Here is a 13,943-nt window from a genome sequence, read left to right as displayed (position 1 = left end):
GGTCTCAGGTCTCAGGTCTCAGGTCGCGGCGGGCTCGGGCTTGGGTCCGCCCGCGAACTCGTCGGCATAGGCAGGGGCCAGCAGGGCGCGGAACGCGCTCTGCGGCACCGTCACCTCGTATGATCCGTCGGAGTAGGGCCCCACCTGATAGGGGCCGATCAGGAAGACCAGACCGCCCGCCTTGCCCGGCATGGTCCCCTGCGCCAGCACGAAAGGAATGCTGGCCGCGCGCGGGCATTTCCACATGTCGCTGCCGATCAGGGATACCGTGTCGGCCTGCGGGTCGCGCTTCTTCTTCTCGGCGTTGATCGCAGTACACAGGGCGATGTCGAGGGCCGAAAGATCGCCGGACTTCGTGAACAGGTCGGCCGCCGCCACCTCGCGCTTCAATGCCTTGTCCCACAGGATCGCGGCGAAGGACGAGTTGGGATGGGCCCCGCCGGTGTATTCGGAATCTGTGCGGATCAGGCTGAACAGCTTGCCGGTCTCGGCGCCCGGGGTGATCTCGATCGACTTGTCATAGGCGCCCATGCCCTCGTCGCCGCCGGCCTCGGTGCGGTCGGCCTGGGCGCCTTCCGAGAACTCGCGCAGGTCGCGGACGGCGGCGGCGTAGAGGCGGGCGTGCAGATCAGGCTGGGTCTTGATCGCGACCGGCAGGGTCAGGCTGACCTCGGCGAAGGGCGTCTTGGACTCGAAGGCCATGGGCGCCGCGGCGTCGGCCGGGGTCACCACGGCCCCGGTCCCCGCAGTCGCGGCGGGCGGCGGGGTCGTTTCGGCCGGCTTGTCGCGGTTGCAGCCCGCCAGGGTCGTGGCGACGGCGATGCCGATGAGGGCGAGGCGAAGGGCGGGCGTCATGGCGATCTCCGGACTAGAACGGCAGTGATACGGCGCCGAGGGCGATGGCCGCCAGCAGGATCAGCCCCGCTTCCCGATTCGACTTGAACAGTTTCAGCGCGAGAGCGCCGTCGGCGGGTTTCAGCGTCCGCACCTGCCAGGCGAGGTGGGCGGCGTAGCCGACGATGCCGAGATAGAAGATCGGCCCCAGTCCGGCTGTCAGCCCGGCCAGCCCGGCCGAGATCACCGCCAGCCCGTAGAAGGTCGCGACGCCGGGCTTCACGCCCTTGCCGAGTCGCCGCGCCGAAGACTTCACCCCGACCATGGCGTCGTCTTCGATGTCCTGCAGAGCGTAGATGGTGTCGTAGCCGAGGGTCCAGAACACGCCGCCGACGTAGAGCAGGATGGCGACGACGGTCAGGTCACCCGTTACCCCCTGGAGCGCGCCATACTCGTAGAAGAACTCTTCGCCCGGAAACTTGGCTTCCTCGATCCACCAGACGATTAGCGGCAAAGCCCCGGTCGCCGCCGCATAGCCCATCAGGGCGCCCCAGTTGAATGTCAGCCCCAGCCAAGCCTGCGGCCACCAGGTGATCCGCTTCATGAAGGGGTAGGCCGCCACCAGCGCCAGCGATCCGACGCCCAGCAGCACCGCGGTCAGGTTCAGCGTCAGGAGGATCGACAGGCTGACCAGGCTGCACAGGATAACGAATCGCCAGGCCTGTCGCACGCTGATCCGGCCCGAGGCGACCGGCCGCGCCGCCGTGCGGGCGACCTTCACGTCGATGTCGCGGTCGACGATGTCGTTGAAGGCGCAGCCCGCCGCGCGCATCAGACAGGCCCCGATGGCGAAGCCGACGAACAGCCACAGCTCATGGAGACCGGGCGCCGTCCGATACTGCGCCATCGCCAGCGTGATTCCCTGCCAGCCCGGAAGCAGAAGAAGCCAGATCCCGATCGGCCGGTCGAACCGCCCCAGCTTCAGCCACGGCTTGAGGCCCTCGGGCGCGCGGGCGTCGACCCAGTTCTGGCCGGCGTCGGGGAGCGGCGCCGACATCTCAGCTCCGGCGCACGAGGATGACCCCGCCGATAACCAGCGCCACCCCGGCGATCCGGCCGAGATTGACCGGGGCGCGGGGGACACCGAACGCGCCGAAATGGTCGAGGATCAGGCTGATGATGAGCTGGCCCGCCACCATCAGGGTAATCGTCATGGCCACGCCCAGCCGGGGCACCGCCCAGGTCGCGGCGACGACGAAGATCGCGCCGTACAGGCCTCCGACCCAGGCGTACCAGGGCAGGCCCTTGGCCGCTTCGATGTCCGGCCGGGTGTGGAGGATGGCGGCGAGGATGCCCAGCGCCGCCGTGCCCACGGCGAACGAGACGAAGGCGGCGTTGACCGGAGTGACGACGGCCGTGGCCAGTCGCGCATTGGTCGGAGCCTGAAGGGCGGTGGCGCCGCCGGCGAGGACGACCGCCAGCATGGCCAGAAGGGGAGCGATCCCGGGTGCGAAGTTCATGCGTCAGCCTCTACCAGCGCGGATCGGCGGGCGCACCGCCGAACATTTCGGCCAGCCGCGACCGCGTCGACCGGTGGGCATCCCCGGGCAGGTCGGCCGGATCGAACCAGCCGGTCTCCGCAATCTCGCCGTGATGTGTCATTTCGCCCGGCTCGAAGGCGTCGAAGCGATAGACCAGCACATGGTCGCCCCTGAAGAACCGCTCGTTGGAATGGACCGAGATCAGCCGGCCCGGCGCCGTGGCCCTCAAGCCCGTCTCCTCGAACAGTTCGCGCGCGGCCGCATCGACAGTGATCTCGCCGCGATCGACGCCGCCGCCCGGCAGCCACCAGCCGGCCAGATAGGTGTGTTTCACCAGCATGACGCGCCCTTGCGCATCCACCGCGACTGACCGCACGCCCAGCGTCATGCCGCGTTGCAGCCGCGACACGGCAAAAAAGATCGGCCGCGTAAAGGGCTCGATTCGGACGCGCCAGTTCATGCGGCGACGCTACAGGGCGGGAAGCACCTCGAACACCCGCTCCGCCGGTCGCGCGACGACCACGCCCAGAGGCGTCTCCACGATGGGCCGTTCGACGAGGATGGGATGGGCGATCATGGCGGCGATAATCACCTCGTCCGACGCGTTCGTGCCCAGCACCGCCGCCTCGGCCTCCCCGGTCCGCAGGATGTCGCGCGCCGACAGGTTCATCCGCTCCAGCAGGCCGCGCAGTCGATCATCGTTCCAGCCGGTCTGGCGATAGAGGATGATCTCCGGCTCGATTCCCCGCACCCGGATCAGCTCCAGCGTGGCGCGGGACTTGGAGCAGCCGGGGTTGTGGAAGATCGTCACGGGAAAGTCGGTCATCGGTTCGAACTGATCGGCGGATGCGGTATTGTCCAGCGCCAACGGAGCGAGGCCATGGCCCTGAAGACTTTTCGCGACGAAGCCAACTATCGAGAGATCGCCGGCCTGTGGCTGGGACTGGGCACGGTGCTGGGCGTCCTGGGCCTCTTCATCGCCAGCCTCGCCATCGTCTGGACCATCGGCTCCTACGAGAACGGCCAGATTTCGCTCTTCGAGTTCGCGATCCAGATGACCTTCTTCGCCGGCTTCGTTCTGGCGCCGGTGATCGGCTGGGCGCTGTTCTCGCGCCGCCGATACTGGACGGCGATACTGGCGGGCGCCTTTCCCATCCTGATCGTCGGCGGATTTCTCGTCAGGGTCGCCAGTTACTGACGCGCCTTGAACCCGAGCGCTTGCCCCTCTATTCCCGCGTCATCATCAGGAGCTCCCCATGCTGGCCCTCTACATCATCCTCGGTTTCGTCGCCGTCGTCGGCGCCTTCAACATCTTCGAGTTCGGCCGGGTTGACTGATCCCCGGCCCGGCGCGGCGCTCGTCACGGGCGGGGCGCGCCGGATCGGTCGCGCCATCGTGCTGGCTCTCGCCGCGCGCGGCCATGACGTCGCCATCCATCATCGGGATTCGGTCGAGGACGCGGAAACGCTGGCCGAAGAGGTGCGCGCGCTCGGTCGCCGTGCCGCCGTCCTGTCCGCCGACCTGACCGACGAGGCCGCGACGCGGGGCCTGATTCCGGCGGCGGCCGAGGCGCTCGGCCCCATCGCTGTTCTGGTCAACAACGCCTCCGTGTTCGAGGACGACCGCGTCGGCGGCCTGTCGCGCGAGACCTGGGACCTGCATCTCGAGACCAATCTGCGCGCTCCTGTCGTCCTGGCCGAGGCTTTCGCCGAACAGGCGCGGGACGGCGCCTGCATCGTCAACCTGCTGGACCAGCGGGTGCTGAAGCCGGATCCCCGCTTCTTCTCCTATGCTCTTTCGAGGAATGGCCTGTGGTGGGCGACGCGGACCCTGGCCCAGGCGCTCGCGCCCCGGATCCGGGTCAACGGCGTGGGGCCCGGCCCGACCCTGGCCTCGATCCATCAGTCCGAGGCCGAGTTCGCCGCCGAACAGGCCGCCATGCCGCTGGGCCACGGGTCCAGCCCCGAAGACATCGCCGAAGCCGTCCTCTATCTCGTTGACGCCCCCTCGGTCACCGGCCAGATGATCGCCGTGGACGGCGGCCAGCACCTCGCCTGGCAGACCCCCGACATCGCCGAGTAGCCCTGTGACCCCTGTTTCTGCGCCCCGGCGGGAAAATCTGACCGTCTTCGTCAAGGGCCTGCGGGTCGAGGCGGGCATCGGCGTCTATGACCATGAGCACGGTCGGCTGCAGACCCTCGTCATCGATGTGACCCTCGATCTGGGCCCCGCCGAGGTCCACGGCCTGTCCGACACCATCAACTACGAGAGCGTCGCCGCCTCCGCCCGCCGCATCATCGCCGAGGGGCACGTCGGTCTGGTGGAGACCTTCGCCGAGCGTCTGGCGTTGCACTGTCTGGAGGACGGCCGGGTAGAGGGCGTCACGGTTCGCGTCGACAAGCCGGGCGCGCTGGACGCCGCCGACGGCGCCGGGTGCGAGCTGACCTACCGACGCTGATTCGGCTCCAGCCTTGCCTTTGCCGGCTTTCGGCACGACATGTCGCCGCGCAATGCCCCAGGTTCGTTTCACCCGCCGTTTCTCGATGGCTCATCGCCTGCTCTCCGACCCAGCGTCGCGCTGTGCGGTGCCGCATGGCCACAACGAGTTCGTTCACGTCGTCCTCGCCACGGACGCGGAGATGGATTTCGGCGCCTCGAACTATGTCGCCTCGTTCGAGACCCTGAAGGGCCGCTGGCACGGCTTCATCGACAAGGCCGTCGATCATGCCTTCCAGATGAACGGCGCCGATCCCATGCTGGCCTGGTTCCAGCAGAATGAGCCCCGGCGCGTACCTCGTCTGATGGTGTTCGACGGCGATCCGACGACAGAAGCCTTCGCCGTCGCCCTGCGACGCAAGCTCGACGCCATCCTGGCCGCGGACGGGTCGCCCTATCGCTGCGTCGAACTGACCCTGGAAGAGACCCCGACCAACGCCATCGTCATCGGCGAGCACCTGAGCGCCGCCGAACGCGGCTGGATGGCCGGAAGCTGGATGGATCGGCCCGATCTGTCGATCAACGACCTGCCGGCGTAAGGTTACGCCCGGTTCGGCTTGCCTCCGACCGGCGGCCCCGCCATTGTCCCACGAATGAACGCGAGGACCCCGATGGCCGAGCCCGGCGATCCCAATGCGCCCCGGACCCAAGGGTCTGGAGCGCCCCATGACATCGACCACGATGATCTGATCGGCTTCGCCTCGCCCGCCGCGCTGCAGGGCCAGTCGCGTGAGCCTGCGCAGGTGGAACCCGAGCCAGAAACGCCCCCGGCGCCCGCACCCGAGCCGGAGCTGTTCGCCCCGGAGCCCGGCCTCATCGTGACTCCTGTCCCAGAGATCGCTGCTCCGACGCCGATCCCGAGCCCGCCGCCCGCGCCTGAACCCGTCCCGCAGTGGGCCCGCGAGACCCCGATCTCCGAACAGCCGGCCGGCAGTTTCGCCCGACGCCGCGAGCAGCCCGCACAGATCGACGGCGCCATGGGCATCTACGCCGTCTACGCCCTCATCCTGTTCGCCGTGCCGACGCTCGGCGTATCGGCCCTGATCGCTCTTGTGGCCGTCACCGGTCGCGCGGGTCCGCAGGGTGATGTGGCCGCCAGCCACTTCATCTTCCAGCAGCGCACCCTGTGGGCCGGCGCCGTGGTCGCCCTGCTCGGCGCCATCCTGATCGCCGTGGGTCTCGGCGTCTTCGTCCTGTTCGTTCTGGCCGTGTGGTTGATCCTTCGCGGCGCCGGCGGCGTTCTGAAGCTGAAGGCAGGCCGGCCCATCGCGCGACCCAGAGCCTGGCTGTTCTAGGAGCGACCTGATGTCCGACGCCCCCCAACCCCGTCTCGCGGCCGGCCACGAGGCCGAGGGCAAACCCGCCGCCCTGATCGCCTGGGGTCTCTACATCCTGTCGATTCCGTCGGCCAACGTGCTGGTTCTGGTCGGACTCGTCGTCGCCTATGCCGCGCGGAGTTCCGCCACCGGTCTTCCGCGCCAGCATATCGAGGCCCAGATCGTGCTGTTCTGGTCGGTCTTCTGGTGGACCATCGCCCTGTGGGTACTGATCGCCATCAGCATGGCGGCCTCGATCATCCTGATCGGCATCCCGTTCCTGCTGCTGTTCGGCGCCCTGTGGTTCCTGCTCAGCATCTGGTTCACGGTGAAGAGCATCCTGGGAATCGTGAATCTGATGTCCGACAAACCCGCCTGACGAGACGTGACCGCAAGGAACGGTCCGCTGCCGCAAGGGGTTTCGCCCTGAGTATCGAGGGAATTCCCATGACCGACTTCCGAGACGTCACCGCCGAGCATCGCTACGAACAGGGCTTCACCGACGCCGACGGCGAGATCCGCCGCGTCTGGGCCGACTATGCGGTTCAGGGCGATCGCCGCGCCATCCTGCATGTCGAGGCCGAGGACGAACTGCGCGGCTCCGGCGCAGCCGGCAAGTTCATGCAGAGCCTCGCCGACCACGCCCGCGCCGAGGGACACAAACTCACCCCGGTGTGCGGCTACGCTGTCGCCTGGTTCCGGCGGCATAAGGATCAGGCCGACGTGGTCGGCTAACCGCCTGCATACCCTCCGATGATCGGCAGCACCTCGCCCGTGATGAAGCTCGACATCTGCGGCGACGCCAGGAAGACGTAGGCGGGCGCGATTTCTTCCGGCTGGGCCGGCCGCTTCATCACGGTGTCCTCGCCGAAGTGGGCGACGTCCCCGGCCTGTTTGTCGGCCGGGTTCAATGGCGTCCAGACCGGGCCCGGCGCGACCACGTTCACCCGAATGCCGCGCGGCGCGAGATGCGTGCCCAATGACCGGGCAAAGGCATGGATGCCGCCCTTGGTCATCGAATAGTCGAGCAGGTCCTTGTTCCCGAGCAGGCCGGTCACCGACCCGGTCATCACGATCGACCCGCCCGACTTCATGTGCGGAACGGCCGCTTGGGTCAGGTTGAAATAGCCATAGAGGTTGGTCTTCAGCGTCCGGTCGAAATGTTCGAAGGTCAGGTCCTCGAACGCCTCGACATGCTCCTGGAAGGCGGCGTTGGGGACGACGACATCCAGCCGCCCGAAGGCCTTCAGCGTTTCGGCCACAGCCATTCTGGAGAAGGCCGGATCGGCGACATCGCCCTTCAGCACGATGGCGCGACGGCCCTCGGCCTCAACGGCAGCCTTTGTCTCCTCGGCGTCCGCATCCTCGTCGAGATGGCAGATGGCGACGTCGCAGCCCTCGCGCGCGAAAAGCACCGCCACCCCGCGCCCGATTCCGGAATCGGCGCCCGTGATCAGGGCCGCGAATCCTTCCAGCTTGCCTGAGCCCTTCCAGAAGGGGGCGTCGTACAGGGGCGCGGGATCGAGAGCGGCCTCGTTTCCCGGCTTCTTCTGGTGCTGTTCGGGGAAGGGCGGCTCCGGGTATTTCCGCGCGCCCGCCTGCACCGGGCCCGCGTCTTTCTGTTTGCCGCCCTTCTCCGCTTTGGCGTCGATCTCCGCCTGAATCTTGCGTTCGTTCTCGGCGGTGTCTTCGGCGGCGGGTGTGAAACGGTCGTCCATCGGGGCTCTCCTGAAACTCCCCTCGGAAACCGGCGGACCCCGGGGCGGTTCCGGGGCATTATGTCGTTCGACGGCAGGGAGCCGGGGAGGGGCATCGAATGGACGGCTTCGATCTTCAGGGCGTGCGCGACGGCGTCGGAGCGGCCGCCGGTCCGCTGCAGATTTGGGTTCTGCCCGCGCTTCTGGGGTTGGGTCTCGCCTCTGCGACCGGGCTGCGAACCTTCCTTCCGCTGCTCATGCTCGCGCTTGCCGCCCGGTTCGGCCTGTTCGGCATCGCCCTGAACGAACAGATGAGCTGGCTCGCCGACTGGCCCGCCATCGCCGCGCTCGGTGTCGCGGCCGTCGTGGAGTTCGCCGGTGACAAGATTCCCGTCGTCGATCACGGCCTGAACGTGCTGGGTGCCTTCACCCGACCTGTCGCGGGCGCCGTCGCGGCGGGCAGTGTTTTCGTCGGTCTCGACCCGACCACGGCCGCCATCGCCGGCGTCATCGTCGGCGCGCCCGCCGCCTTCGCCTTCAACGCCGCGCAGGGCGGAGCCAGACTGACGTCCACGGCGACGACGGGCGGTGTCGGCAATCCGGTCCTGTCCCTGATCGAGGACGTGCTCGCCTTCTTCACCGTGATCCTGGCCTTCCTGGCCCCGATCCTCGTTCCGGTGGCATTGATCGTTCTGGCGGTTCTCGTCTTCCGGCTGGCCAGGCGGCTGCGCGAAAAGCTTTACGCTCGCGACAGCGTTACGGCAGACGCGACACGATCGCCTTGATGGTCTCGGCCTTGGCGGGCAGGTCCTCGGCCAGACGCGACGCGATCTCGCGTGCGCCGACCGGATAGGCGTCGCCGCCGGCCGAGATTTCCCGGGCCAGGGACGCCGCCTCGTTCAGGCGACGTTCCAGCTCCTCGACCTGTTCGACGGCCAGGGCGCGGGCCTCGGCTTGCAGCTGTTTGACCCGATCCGCCGTCGTCTGGGGCCCGCGCATGAGGTCATAGACCTCGCTTTCGGCGACAAGACGAAGGTCAGGCTTGGAGCGGCTTCCGGTGGTCTTGGGCATGGGGTTCTCCTGACAACTGGAAACGTCCGGTTACGGTGAAGTTTCCTTGTTCCGGCGACATCGCGAGCGATAGCGTGGCTGTGTGACTCGAACGCATCACCTCGTTCGACGACATCAGGCCTCTTCCTGTTGCCGTTCTTCAGTCTCTTCTGCGGTCATGACCTCGGCCGCGTCCTCGTTGAGAGCCTGCGCCTCGCGGCGCGGCTTCACATAGGGTTCGGGCTGCGGCGTCGAGGTGTTGTTGCGCCACAGGCTGCGACCGGCCTGCAGTCCGCCCGTCACCTGCAGGATCAACCGTTCCTCGTCCCGGCGACGCACGTCCTCGATGGTTTCGGTCGCCTCCTCTTCGGAGAAGCCGAGGTCCTTCAGCACATGCTCGCTGAAGGCCAGTGCGCTTTCGAAGGTCTCGCGGATGTGGAACTCGACCCCGGCCTGGATCAGGCGGATCGAGTGGCCGCGGTCATAGGCGCGCACGAACAGCTTGGTCAGGGGGAATTCGGCCTTGACCAGTTCCACGATCCGGTCGGCGATCTCGGGCTTGTCGACGCAGACGAGAATGGTCTCGGCGGTTTCGGCCCCCGACGCCCTCAGTACGTCCAGCCGCGAGCCGTCGCCGTAATAGACCTTGAAGCCGAAGTTTCCGGCCGCCTGGATCATCTCCACGTCCATGTCGATGATCGACACGTCGACGTCGCGCGCCAGCAGCGGCTGACAGACCACCTGGGCGAACCGACCGAAGCCGATGACCAGAACCCGCTCGCGCAGGTTCTTCGCGCGATCGACGCCGTCCAGATCATCGATGGAGACCACGTCCTCCTTGAGGAACCAGCGTGACACCACCACGGTCACCAGCGGGGTCAGCACCATCGACAGGATGACGATGGCGGTGAAGATCGCCGCCGTCCGCGCGTCGAACAGCCCGGCCATGCCGGCCGCCCCGAACAGGACGAAGGCGAACTCGCCGCCCTGGGCGAACAGGGCCGCCCGCTCCAGCGCCTCGGTGTGCTTCGCCTTGAACAGACGTGCGATGCCATAGATGCCCAGCGCCTTGACGAGCATGAACAGGACGACCCCGCCCACCACCCACTGCCAGTCTGCCAGCACGACGGCGAGGTTCAGCGACATGCCGACCGACAGGAAGAACAGGCCCAGCAGGATCGAGCGGAACGGATCGACGTCGGCCTCGAGCTGATGCCGGAAGGTCGAATCCGACAGCAGCACGCCCGCGAGGAAGGCGCCCATCGCCATCGACAGCCCGCCCAGCGACATGGCCCAGGCCGCGCCGCAGACGACCAGCAGTGCGGCGGCCAGCATGACCTCGCGCCCGCCGTATTTGGCCAGTTGGCGGAACAGGGGGTTGATCGCATAGCGCCCGGCCAGGATCACCCCGCCGACCGCCGCGATGGCCAGACCGGCCGTCTGCCACAGGGGCGGGCCGTTCTCGGCCGTGCCCAGCGCCGTGCCCAGCACCGCCACGATGGCCAGCAGCGGCACGATGGCCAGGTCTTCCAGCAGCAGGATCGACACCGCCCGCTGGCCATGCGGAGTTGTGATCTCGTTCCGCTCGTCCATCGTCTGCATGATCACGGCGGTGGACGACAGGACGAAGCCCATCGATCCGATGAAGGCCACGGCCGGCGCGACGCCGAACGCCATAGCCGTCCCGGTCAGCAGGAGGCCGCAGGCGATCACCTGCGCCGCGCCGAGGCCGAAGATTTCCTTCCTCAGCTTCCACAGCTTGGCCGGTCGCATCTCGAGCCCGATGATGAACAGGAACATGACGACGCCGAGCTCGGCGACATGCAGGATCGCCTCCGGATCCTCGATCAAACGCAAGGCGAACGGGCCGATGATCACACCGGCGGCCAGATAGCCCAGCACCGATCCCAGGCCGAACTTGCGGAACAGGGGCACCGCGACGACTGCGGCCGCCAGCAGCGCCACCGCGTGGCCCAGGTTCATGCCCGCTGCTGGATCCGCCATGACTGCTCCGTTTTCGTGAGAGCCTTATAGTGGCGACGCTTTGCTGCGATTGCGAGGGGCGTCAGCCTTTCGCCAGGGCCACGATCCGTTTCACCAGCGCGCTGCCGGGATCGGCCAAGGGGTCCAGAACGGTGAAATGGTTCAGGCCGGGCAGGGCCTCGAACCGCGTCTCGACGCCCTTGCCGCCCCAGAAGTCCGCCATGTCTTTCGACTGGCGAACGAACTCGCTGGTCTCGCCGGCGCCGACGATGCAGTCCAGCACCGTCCCGCCCGGCGTCGACCCGTTCGGCACGGGCCAGTGCACCGGCGACAGCGCTGCTGCCTCGCGTGCATCCAGCCTCAGCGCATCGTTCAACGACGTCGGCACCAGTGGCTCCAGATCGAACAGACCCGAGATCGCCACTGCCGCCGACGCCCGGCCTTCGCTCAGCATGCAGGCCGCCAGATGCCCGCCCGCCGAATGACCGAACACGAAGGGGCGTTTTCCTGTCTGCGCCCGGATCAGCTCGACCGCATCCCGCGTCTGGCTGACGATCCGGCCGAGCCGCACATGGGGGCAGAGGTCGTAGGACGGCACGGCCAGGCTGACGCCATGCCTCAGGAGCGCGGGCGCGACCCAGCTGAACCAGGATCGGTCGAGCGCCTGCCAGTAGCCTCCGTGGATGAAGACGGCGATCGGCGCGTCCGGCCCCGCCTCGAACAGGTCCATGACCTCGCGTTCGCCGGAGCCGTAGGGCAGGGCGACCGGCGGATGGGCCGCCCGCGCGGCCTCCGCATCCGCCTTCCACCGCGCCATGACGACGGGGTGGTTCGGCACGGCCGCGCGGTTGTTGTACTCGGCTTCCAGATCGAGGGGCTTATCGCTCACGTCCGCATCCGCTACTCAAGCCCGCGAACACCGGAGCCCACCCCCATGATGACCGCCATCTTCGTCTTCATCAAATGCGAGCTGGGCCACGCCAACGACGTCGCCGCCGACATGGTCGACAATGTCGAGAACGTCTCGGAGGTCTATTCCACCTCAGGCCAGTACGACCTGCTCGCCAAGTTCCAGCTGCCGAAAGACATGGACATCGGCACATTCGTGACGAAGTCGGTCCAGACCCGGCCCCACATCCGCGACACCTTCACGGTCATCACGTTTTCGCCGTTCCTGCCTTCGCGCGTCTGACCGGGCGGCCGGCCTCGACCCGGTCGGCGTCGTCCTCGGCCTCGTCGTCGTCGCCGACCTTCTCCTCGACCGTTGCGGACAGGCGCTGGAAGATGCCCAGTCCGATCAGCACGAAGACGGACGCCGCCAGCAGGGCGGTCGGATAGCCCATCTGGGTCACATCCTCGCGCGCCGTCTTGAACACCATGACCAGCGCCTCGAGGAACAGGGCTATGATGATGGTCGACAGGAATTTGGTCAGGCTGCGTCGCGCCTCGGCCGCGCTGCGCTTCTCGTTGCCGCGCCGGACCTCGTCCTCGAACAGATATTTCGCCACGTCGAACACCGCGATGGCGACGATCACATAGCCGAGCACATCCAGGACGGCATCGGCCCCCGATGCGTCCGGACTGGCGAACCCGTCCCACGCCTCCCGCAGCCCCAGCACCACCAGGGCGGTGGCCAACATCATCAGCAACAGGCTGGCGGCGGCGAAAACACCGCGCGTCACATAGGTCATTTCGAGGCTCCCCCGGTTCGCGGTCACGAACGCGCGAGCCGCGTCGATGTTGCCGCGACGACAGCGTGGCCAAACGCAACTGATCGCTGCTAACCTGTTCGTCTGAGGCGCAGGCACAGGCGTCAGGGAGCGAACATCATGTCATCCGGTGGGGCCGATCTGGAAACCTTCCGCGCCGAAACGCGCGCATGGCTGGAGGCGAACTGCCCCGCCGAATGCCGTGGCCCGCTCGACAACGAGGAAGACCGCGTCTGGGGCGGCCGCAACCCGACCTTCAAGACCCCGGCCCACAAGCGGTGGATGGACGTCATGGCCGCGCGCGGCTGGACGGCGGCCCAGTGGCCCACGGAATACGGAGGCGGCGGGTTGGACCGCGAGGAGGCCAAGGTGCTGGCCTCCGAGATGCGCCGCATCGACGCCCAGATGCCCCTGTCGTCCTTCGGCATCTGGATGCTGGGCCCGGCGCTGCTGCAGTTCGGGACCGAGGAACAGAAGAAGCGCTTCCTGCCCGAGATCGTGCGCGGCGAGATCCGCTGGTGCCAGGGCTATTCCGAGCCCGGCGCCGGCTCCGACCTGGCCGCGGTCCAGACTCGCGCCGAGGACAGGGGCGACCACTGGATCATCAACGGCCAGAAGATCTGGACCTCCTACGCCGACAAGGCCGACTGGATCTTCTGCCTGATCCGCACGGACCCGGAAGCGCCCAAGCATCTGGGCATCTCCTTCGTCCTGTTCGACATGGCCACGCCCGGCGTGACGACCAGGCCGATCGAACTGATCTCTGGCAAGTCCGCCTTCTGCGAGACCTTCTTCGACGACGTCCGCGTCGAGAAAGAAAATCTGATCGGCACGCTCAATCGCGGCTGGGACGTCGCCAAGGCCCTGCTGGCGCACGAGCGCACCATGATCGGCGCCATGGGCTCCACCAGCGTAGGTCGCCCGATGGGTCAGGTCGCCGCCGACAGCGTCGGCATCGACGCCGACGGTCGTCTGGACGATCCGATCCTGCGCGCCCGCATCGCCGAACTCGAGGTCGATCTCGCTGCCTTCAACCTGTCGATGGAGCGGGTGGGCGATCAGGTGAAGGCCCGTCAGGTCTCACCCGCCATCGCCTCCATGCTGAAATACTACGGCTCGGAGCTCAACAAGCGCCGCCACGAACTGGCGATGGCCGCCGGCGGTTCGGACGCCCTGGAGTGGGAAGGCGAGCGCTCGCACGGAGGCACGGCCGCTCGCGAATGGCTGCGCACCAAGGCCAATTCGATCGAAGGCGGCACCAGCGAAGTGCAACTGAACATCATCGCCAAACATCTGCTTCAGCTGCCGGGAGCCTGA

At 67.6% G+C, this 13,943-nt stretch carries 20 protein-coding genes; 10 read left to right on the top strand and 10 right to left on the bottom strand.

Annotated elements, in window-relative coordinates; all coding sequences use genetic code 11:
- Positions 1-18 precede the first annotated feature (18 nt).
- From ACQY68_RS15455 to ACQY68_RS15435, 5 genes are read right to left on the bottom strand one after another with little or no spacing between them, the layout of a single operon-like run.
- A complete protein-coding gene (locus ACQY68_RS15455) occupies positions 19-855 on the bottom strand; it encodes a DUF3298 domain-containing protein (protein WP_428150553.1) in 837 nt (278 codons plus the stop codon).
- A gap of 13 nt (positions 856-868) precedes the next feature.
- On the bottom strand, positions 869-1,891 hold the full coding sequence (locus ACQY68_RS15450) for a UbiA family prenyltransferase (RefSeq protein ID WP_428150551.1): 1,023 nt from the start codon (positions 1,889-1,891) through the stop codon (positions 869-871).
- Between the two features lies 1 nt (position 1,892).
- Positions 1,893-2,354 carry a DMT family transporter gene (locus tag ACQY68_RS15445; protein WP_428150550.1) on the bottom strand — a complete coding sequence of 154 codons (462 nt, stop codon included), beginning with the start codon at positions 2,352-2,354 and terminating at the stop codon, positions 1,893-1,895.
- A gap of 10 nt (positions 2,355-2,364) precedes the next feature.
- Positions 2,365-2,835 (bottom strand): NUDIX domain-containing protein, encoded by a 471-nt coding sequence (locus tag ACQY68_RS15440; RefSeq protein WP_428150549.1) that lies wholly within the window; start codon positions 2,833-2,835, stop codon positions 2,365-2,367.
- 9 nt (positions 2,836-2,844) lie between these two features.
- Positions 2,845-3,201, bottom strand: a complete 357-nt coding sequence (locus ACQY68_RS15435; RefSeq protein WP_428150547.1) for an arsenate reductase family protein — start codon at positions 3,199-3,201, stop codon at positions 2,845-2,847.
- Positions 3,202-3,255: 54 nt separating this feature from the next.
- Here ACQY68_RS15435 and ACQY68_RS15430 point away from each other — a divergent pair, with 54 nt between their 5' ends.
- From ACQY68_RS15430 to ACQY68_RS15400, 7 genes are all read left to right on the top strand, one after another.
- Entirely contained in the window at positions 3,256-3,573 is a 318-nt protein-coding gene (locus tag ACQY68_RS15430; RefSeq protein WP_428150546.1) for a hypothetical protein, read from the top strand.
- A gap of 131 nt (positions 3,574-3,704) precedes the next feature.
- On the top strand, positions 3,705-4,457 hold the full coding sequence (locus ACQY68_RS15425) for an SDR family oxidoreductase (RefSeq protein ID WP_428150545.1): 753 nt from the start codon (positions 3,705-3,707) through the stop codon (positions 4,455-4,457).
- Between the two features lie 4 nt (positions 4,458-4,461).
- The gene (folB, locus tag ACQY68_RS15420; RefSeq protein WP_428150544.1) at positions 4,462-4,833 is read left to right on the top strand and encodes a dihydroneopterin aldolase; all 372 of its coding nucleotides are present in this window, start codon (positions 4,462-4,464) and stop codon (positions 4,831-4,833) included.
- 52 nt (positions 4,834-4,885) lie between these two features.
- The gene (locus ACQY68_RS15415; RefSeq protein ID WP_428150542.1) at positions 4,886-5,410 is read left to right on the top strand and encodes a 6-pyruvoyl trahydropterin synthase family protein; all 525 of its coding nucleotides are present in this window, start codon (positions 4,886-4,888) and stop codon (positions 5,408-5,410) included.
- A gap of 72 nt (positions 5,411-5,482) precedes the next feature.
- On the top strand, positions 5,483-6,166 hold the full coding sequence (locus tag ACQY68_RS15410) for a DUF4870 family protein (RefSeq protein ID WP_428150540.1): 684 nt from the start codon (positions 5,483-5,485) through the stop codon (positions 6,164-6,166).
- A gap of 10 nt (positions 6,167-6,176) precedes the next feature.
- A complete protein-coding gene (locus tag ACQY68_RS15405; RefSeq protein WP_428150538.1) occupies positions 6,177-6,566 on the top strand; it encodes a hypothetical protein in 390 nt (129 codons plus the stop codon).
- Between the two features lie 68 nt (positions 6,567-6,634).
- Positions 6,635-6,922 carry a GNAT family N-acetyltransferase gene (locus tag ACQY68_RS15400; RefSeq protein ID WP_428150536.1) on the top strand — a complete coding sequence of 96 codons (288 nt, stop codon included), beginning with the start codon at positions 6,635-6,637 and terminating at the stop codon, positions 6,920-6,922.
- Here ACQY68_RS15400 and ACQY68_RS15395 read toward each other — a convergent pair.
- A complete protein-coding gene (locus ACQY68_RS15395; protein ID WP_428150533.1) occupies positions 6,919-7,905 on the bottom strand; it encodes an SDR family oxidoreductase in 987 nt (328 codons plus the stop codon). The two genes, ACQY68_RS15400 and ACQY68_RS15395, sit on opposite strands and share 4 nt — an antisense overlap.
- Positions 7,906-8,003: 98 nt before the next feature.
- Between ACQY68_RS15395 and ACQY68_RS15390 the strand changes: the two genes are divergently transcribed.
- Positions 8,004-8,669 carry a DUF4126 domain-containing protein gene (locus ACQY68_RS15390; RefSeq protein ID WP_428150531.1) on the top strand — a complete coding sequence of 222 codons (666 nt, stop codon included), beginning with the start codon at positions 8,004-8,006 and terminating at the stop codon, positions 8,667-8,669.
- On the opposite strand, the gene ACQY68_RS15385 is transcribed toward ACQY68_RS15390, so the two are convergent.
- The 3 genes from ACQY68_RS15385 to ACQY68_RS15375 form a co-directional block, all read right to left on the bottom strand.
- Complete coding sequence (locus ACQY68_RS15385; protein WP_428150530.1) at positions 8,641-8,955, bottom strand: hypothetical protein; 315 nt, start codon at positions 8,953-8,955, stop codon at positions 8,641-8,643. The genes ACQY68_RS15390 and ACQY68_RS15385 overlap by 29 nt on opposite strands.
- Before the next feature lie 114 nt (positions 8,956-9,069).
- Positions 9,070-10,938, bottom strand: a complete 1,869-nt coding sequence (locus ACQY68_RS15380; protein WP_428150528.1) for a monovalent cation:proton antiporter-2 (CPA2) family protein — start codon at positions 10,936-10,938, stop codon at positions 9,070-9,072.
- 61 nt (positions 10,939-10,999) lie between these two features.
- The gene (locus ACQY68_RS15375; RefSeq protein WP_428150526.1) at positions 11,000-11,806 is read right to left on the bottom strand and encodes an alpha/beta hydrolase; all 807 of its coding nucleotides are present in this window, start codon (positions 11,804-11,806) and stop codon (positions 11,000-11,002) included.
- Between the two features lie 45 nt (positions 11,807-11,851).
- Here ACQY68_RS15375 and ACQY68_RS15370 point away from each other — a divergent pair, with 45 nt between their 5' ends.
- Positions 11,852-12,109 (top strand): Lrp/AsnC ligand binding domain-containing protein, encoded by a 258-nt coding sequence (locus ACQY68_RS15370; RefSeq protein WP_428150525.1) that lies wholly within the window; start codon positions 11,852-11,854, stop codon positions 12,107-12,109.
- Here the strand turns inward: ACQY68_RS15370 and ACQY68_RS15365 are convergent.
- Positions 12,075-12,608, bottom strand: coding sequence for a GNAT family acetyltransferase (locus tag ACQY68_RS15365; RefSeq protein ID WP_428150524.1), 534 nt, complete (start codon positions 12,606-12,608; stop codon positions 12,075-12,077). The two genes, ACQY68_RS15370 and ACQY68_RS15365, sit on opposite strands and share 35 nt — an antisense overlap.
- A 135-nt stretch (positions 12,609-12,743) precedes the next feature.
- Between ACQY68_RS15365 and ACQY68_RS15360 the strand changes: the two genes are divergently transcribed.
- On the top strand, positions 12,744-13,943 hold the full coding sequence (locus ACQY68_RS15360; RefSeq protein ID WP_428152685.1) for an acyl-CoA dehydrogenase family protein: 1,200 nt from the start codon (positions 12,744-12,746) through the stop codon (positions 13,941-13,943).

This window comes from Brevundimonas sp. (genome assembly GCF_965278935.1).
GTDB lineage: Bacteria > Pseudomonadota > Alphaproteobacteria > Caulobacterales > Caulobacteraceae > Brevundimonas.
Note: the sequence above shows the minus strand (reverse complement) of the source record. Positions and strands in the feature narration are given on the sequence as shown.

Excerpts from the sequence above, each read along its gene's own strand:
- ACQY68_RS15410 (WP_428150540.1), top strand. The coding sequence starts at position 5,483 with ATGGCCGAGCCCGGCGATCCCAATGCGCCCCGGACCCAAGGGTCTGGA.
- ACQY68_RS15365 (WP_428150524.1), bottom strand. The coding sequence starts at position 12,608 with ATGACCTATGTGACGCGCGGTGTTTTCGCCGCCGCCAGCCTGTTGCTG.
- ACQY68_RS15385 (WP_428150530.1), bottom strand. The coding sequence starts at position 8,955 with ATGCCCAAGACCACCGGAAGCCGCTCCAAGCCTGACCTTCGTCTTGTC.
- ACQY68_RS15440 (WP_428150549.1), bottom strand. The coding sequence starts at position 2,835 with ATGAACTGGCGCGTCCGAATCGAGCCCTTTACGCGGCCGATCTTTTTT.
- ACQY68_RS15415 (WP_428150542.1), top strand. The coding sequence starts at position 4,886 with ATGCCCCAGGTTCGTTTCACCCGCCGTTTCTCGATGGCTCATCGCCTG.
- ACQY68_RS15390 (WP_428150531.1), top strand. The coding sequence starts at position 8,004 with ATGGACGGCTTCGATCTTCAGGGCGTGCGCGACGGCGTCGGAGCGGCC.
- ACQY68_RS15400 (WP_428150536.1), top strand. The coding sequence starts at position 6,635 with ATGACCGACTTCCGAGACGTCACCGCCGAGCATCGCTACGAACAGGGC.
- ACQY68_RS15370 (WP_428150525.1), top strand. The coding sequence starts at position 11,852 with ATGATGACCGCCATCTTCGTCTTCATCAAATGCGAGCTGGGCCACGCC.
- ACQY68_RS15430 (WP_428150546.1), top strand. The coding sequence starts at position 3,256 with ATGGCCCTGAAGACTTTTCGCGACGAAGCCAACTATCGAGAGATCGCC.
- ACQY68_RS15395 (WP_428150533.1), bottom strand. The coding sequence starts at position 7,905 with ATGGACGACCGTTTCACACCCGCCGCCGAAGACACCGCCGAGAACGAA.
- ACQY68_RS15455 (WP_428150553.1), bottom strand. The coding sequence starts at position 855 with ATGACGCCCGCCCTTCGCCTCGCCCTCATCGGCATCGCCGTCGCCACG.
- ACQY68_RS15445 (WP_428150550.1), bottom strand. The coding sequence starts at position 2,354 with ATGAACTTCGCACCCGGGATCGCTCCCCTTCTGGCCATGCTGGCGGTC.
- ACQY68_RS15450 (WP_428150551.1), bottom strand. The coding sequence starts at position 1,891 with ATGTCGGCGCCGCTCCCCGACGCCGGCCAGAACTGGGTCGACGCCCGC.
- ACQY68_RS15435 (WP_428150547.1), bottom strand. The coding sequence starts at position 3,201 with ATGACCGACTTTCCCGTGACGATCTTCCACAACCCCGGCTGCTCCAAG.
- ACQY68_RS15380 (WP_428150528.1), bottom strand. The coding sequence starts at position 10,938 with ATGGCGGATCCAGCAGCGGGCATGAACCTGGGCCACGCGGTGGCGCTG.
- ACQY68_RS15405 (WP_428150538.1), top strand. The coding sequence starts at position 6,177 with ATGTCCGACGCCCCCCAACCCCGTCTCGCGGCCGGCCACGAGGCCGAG.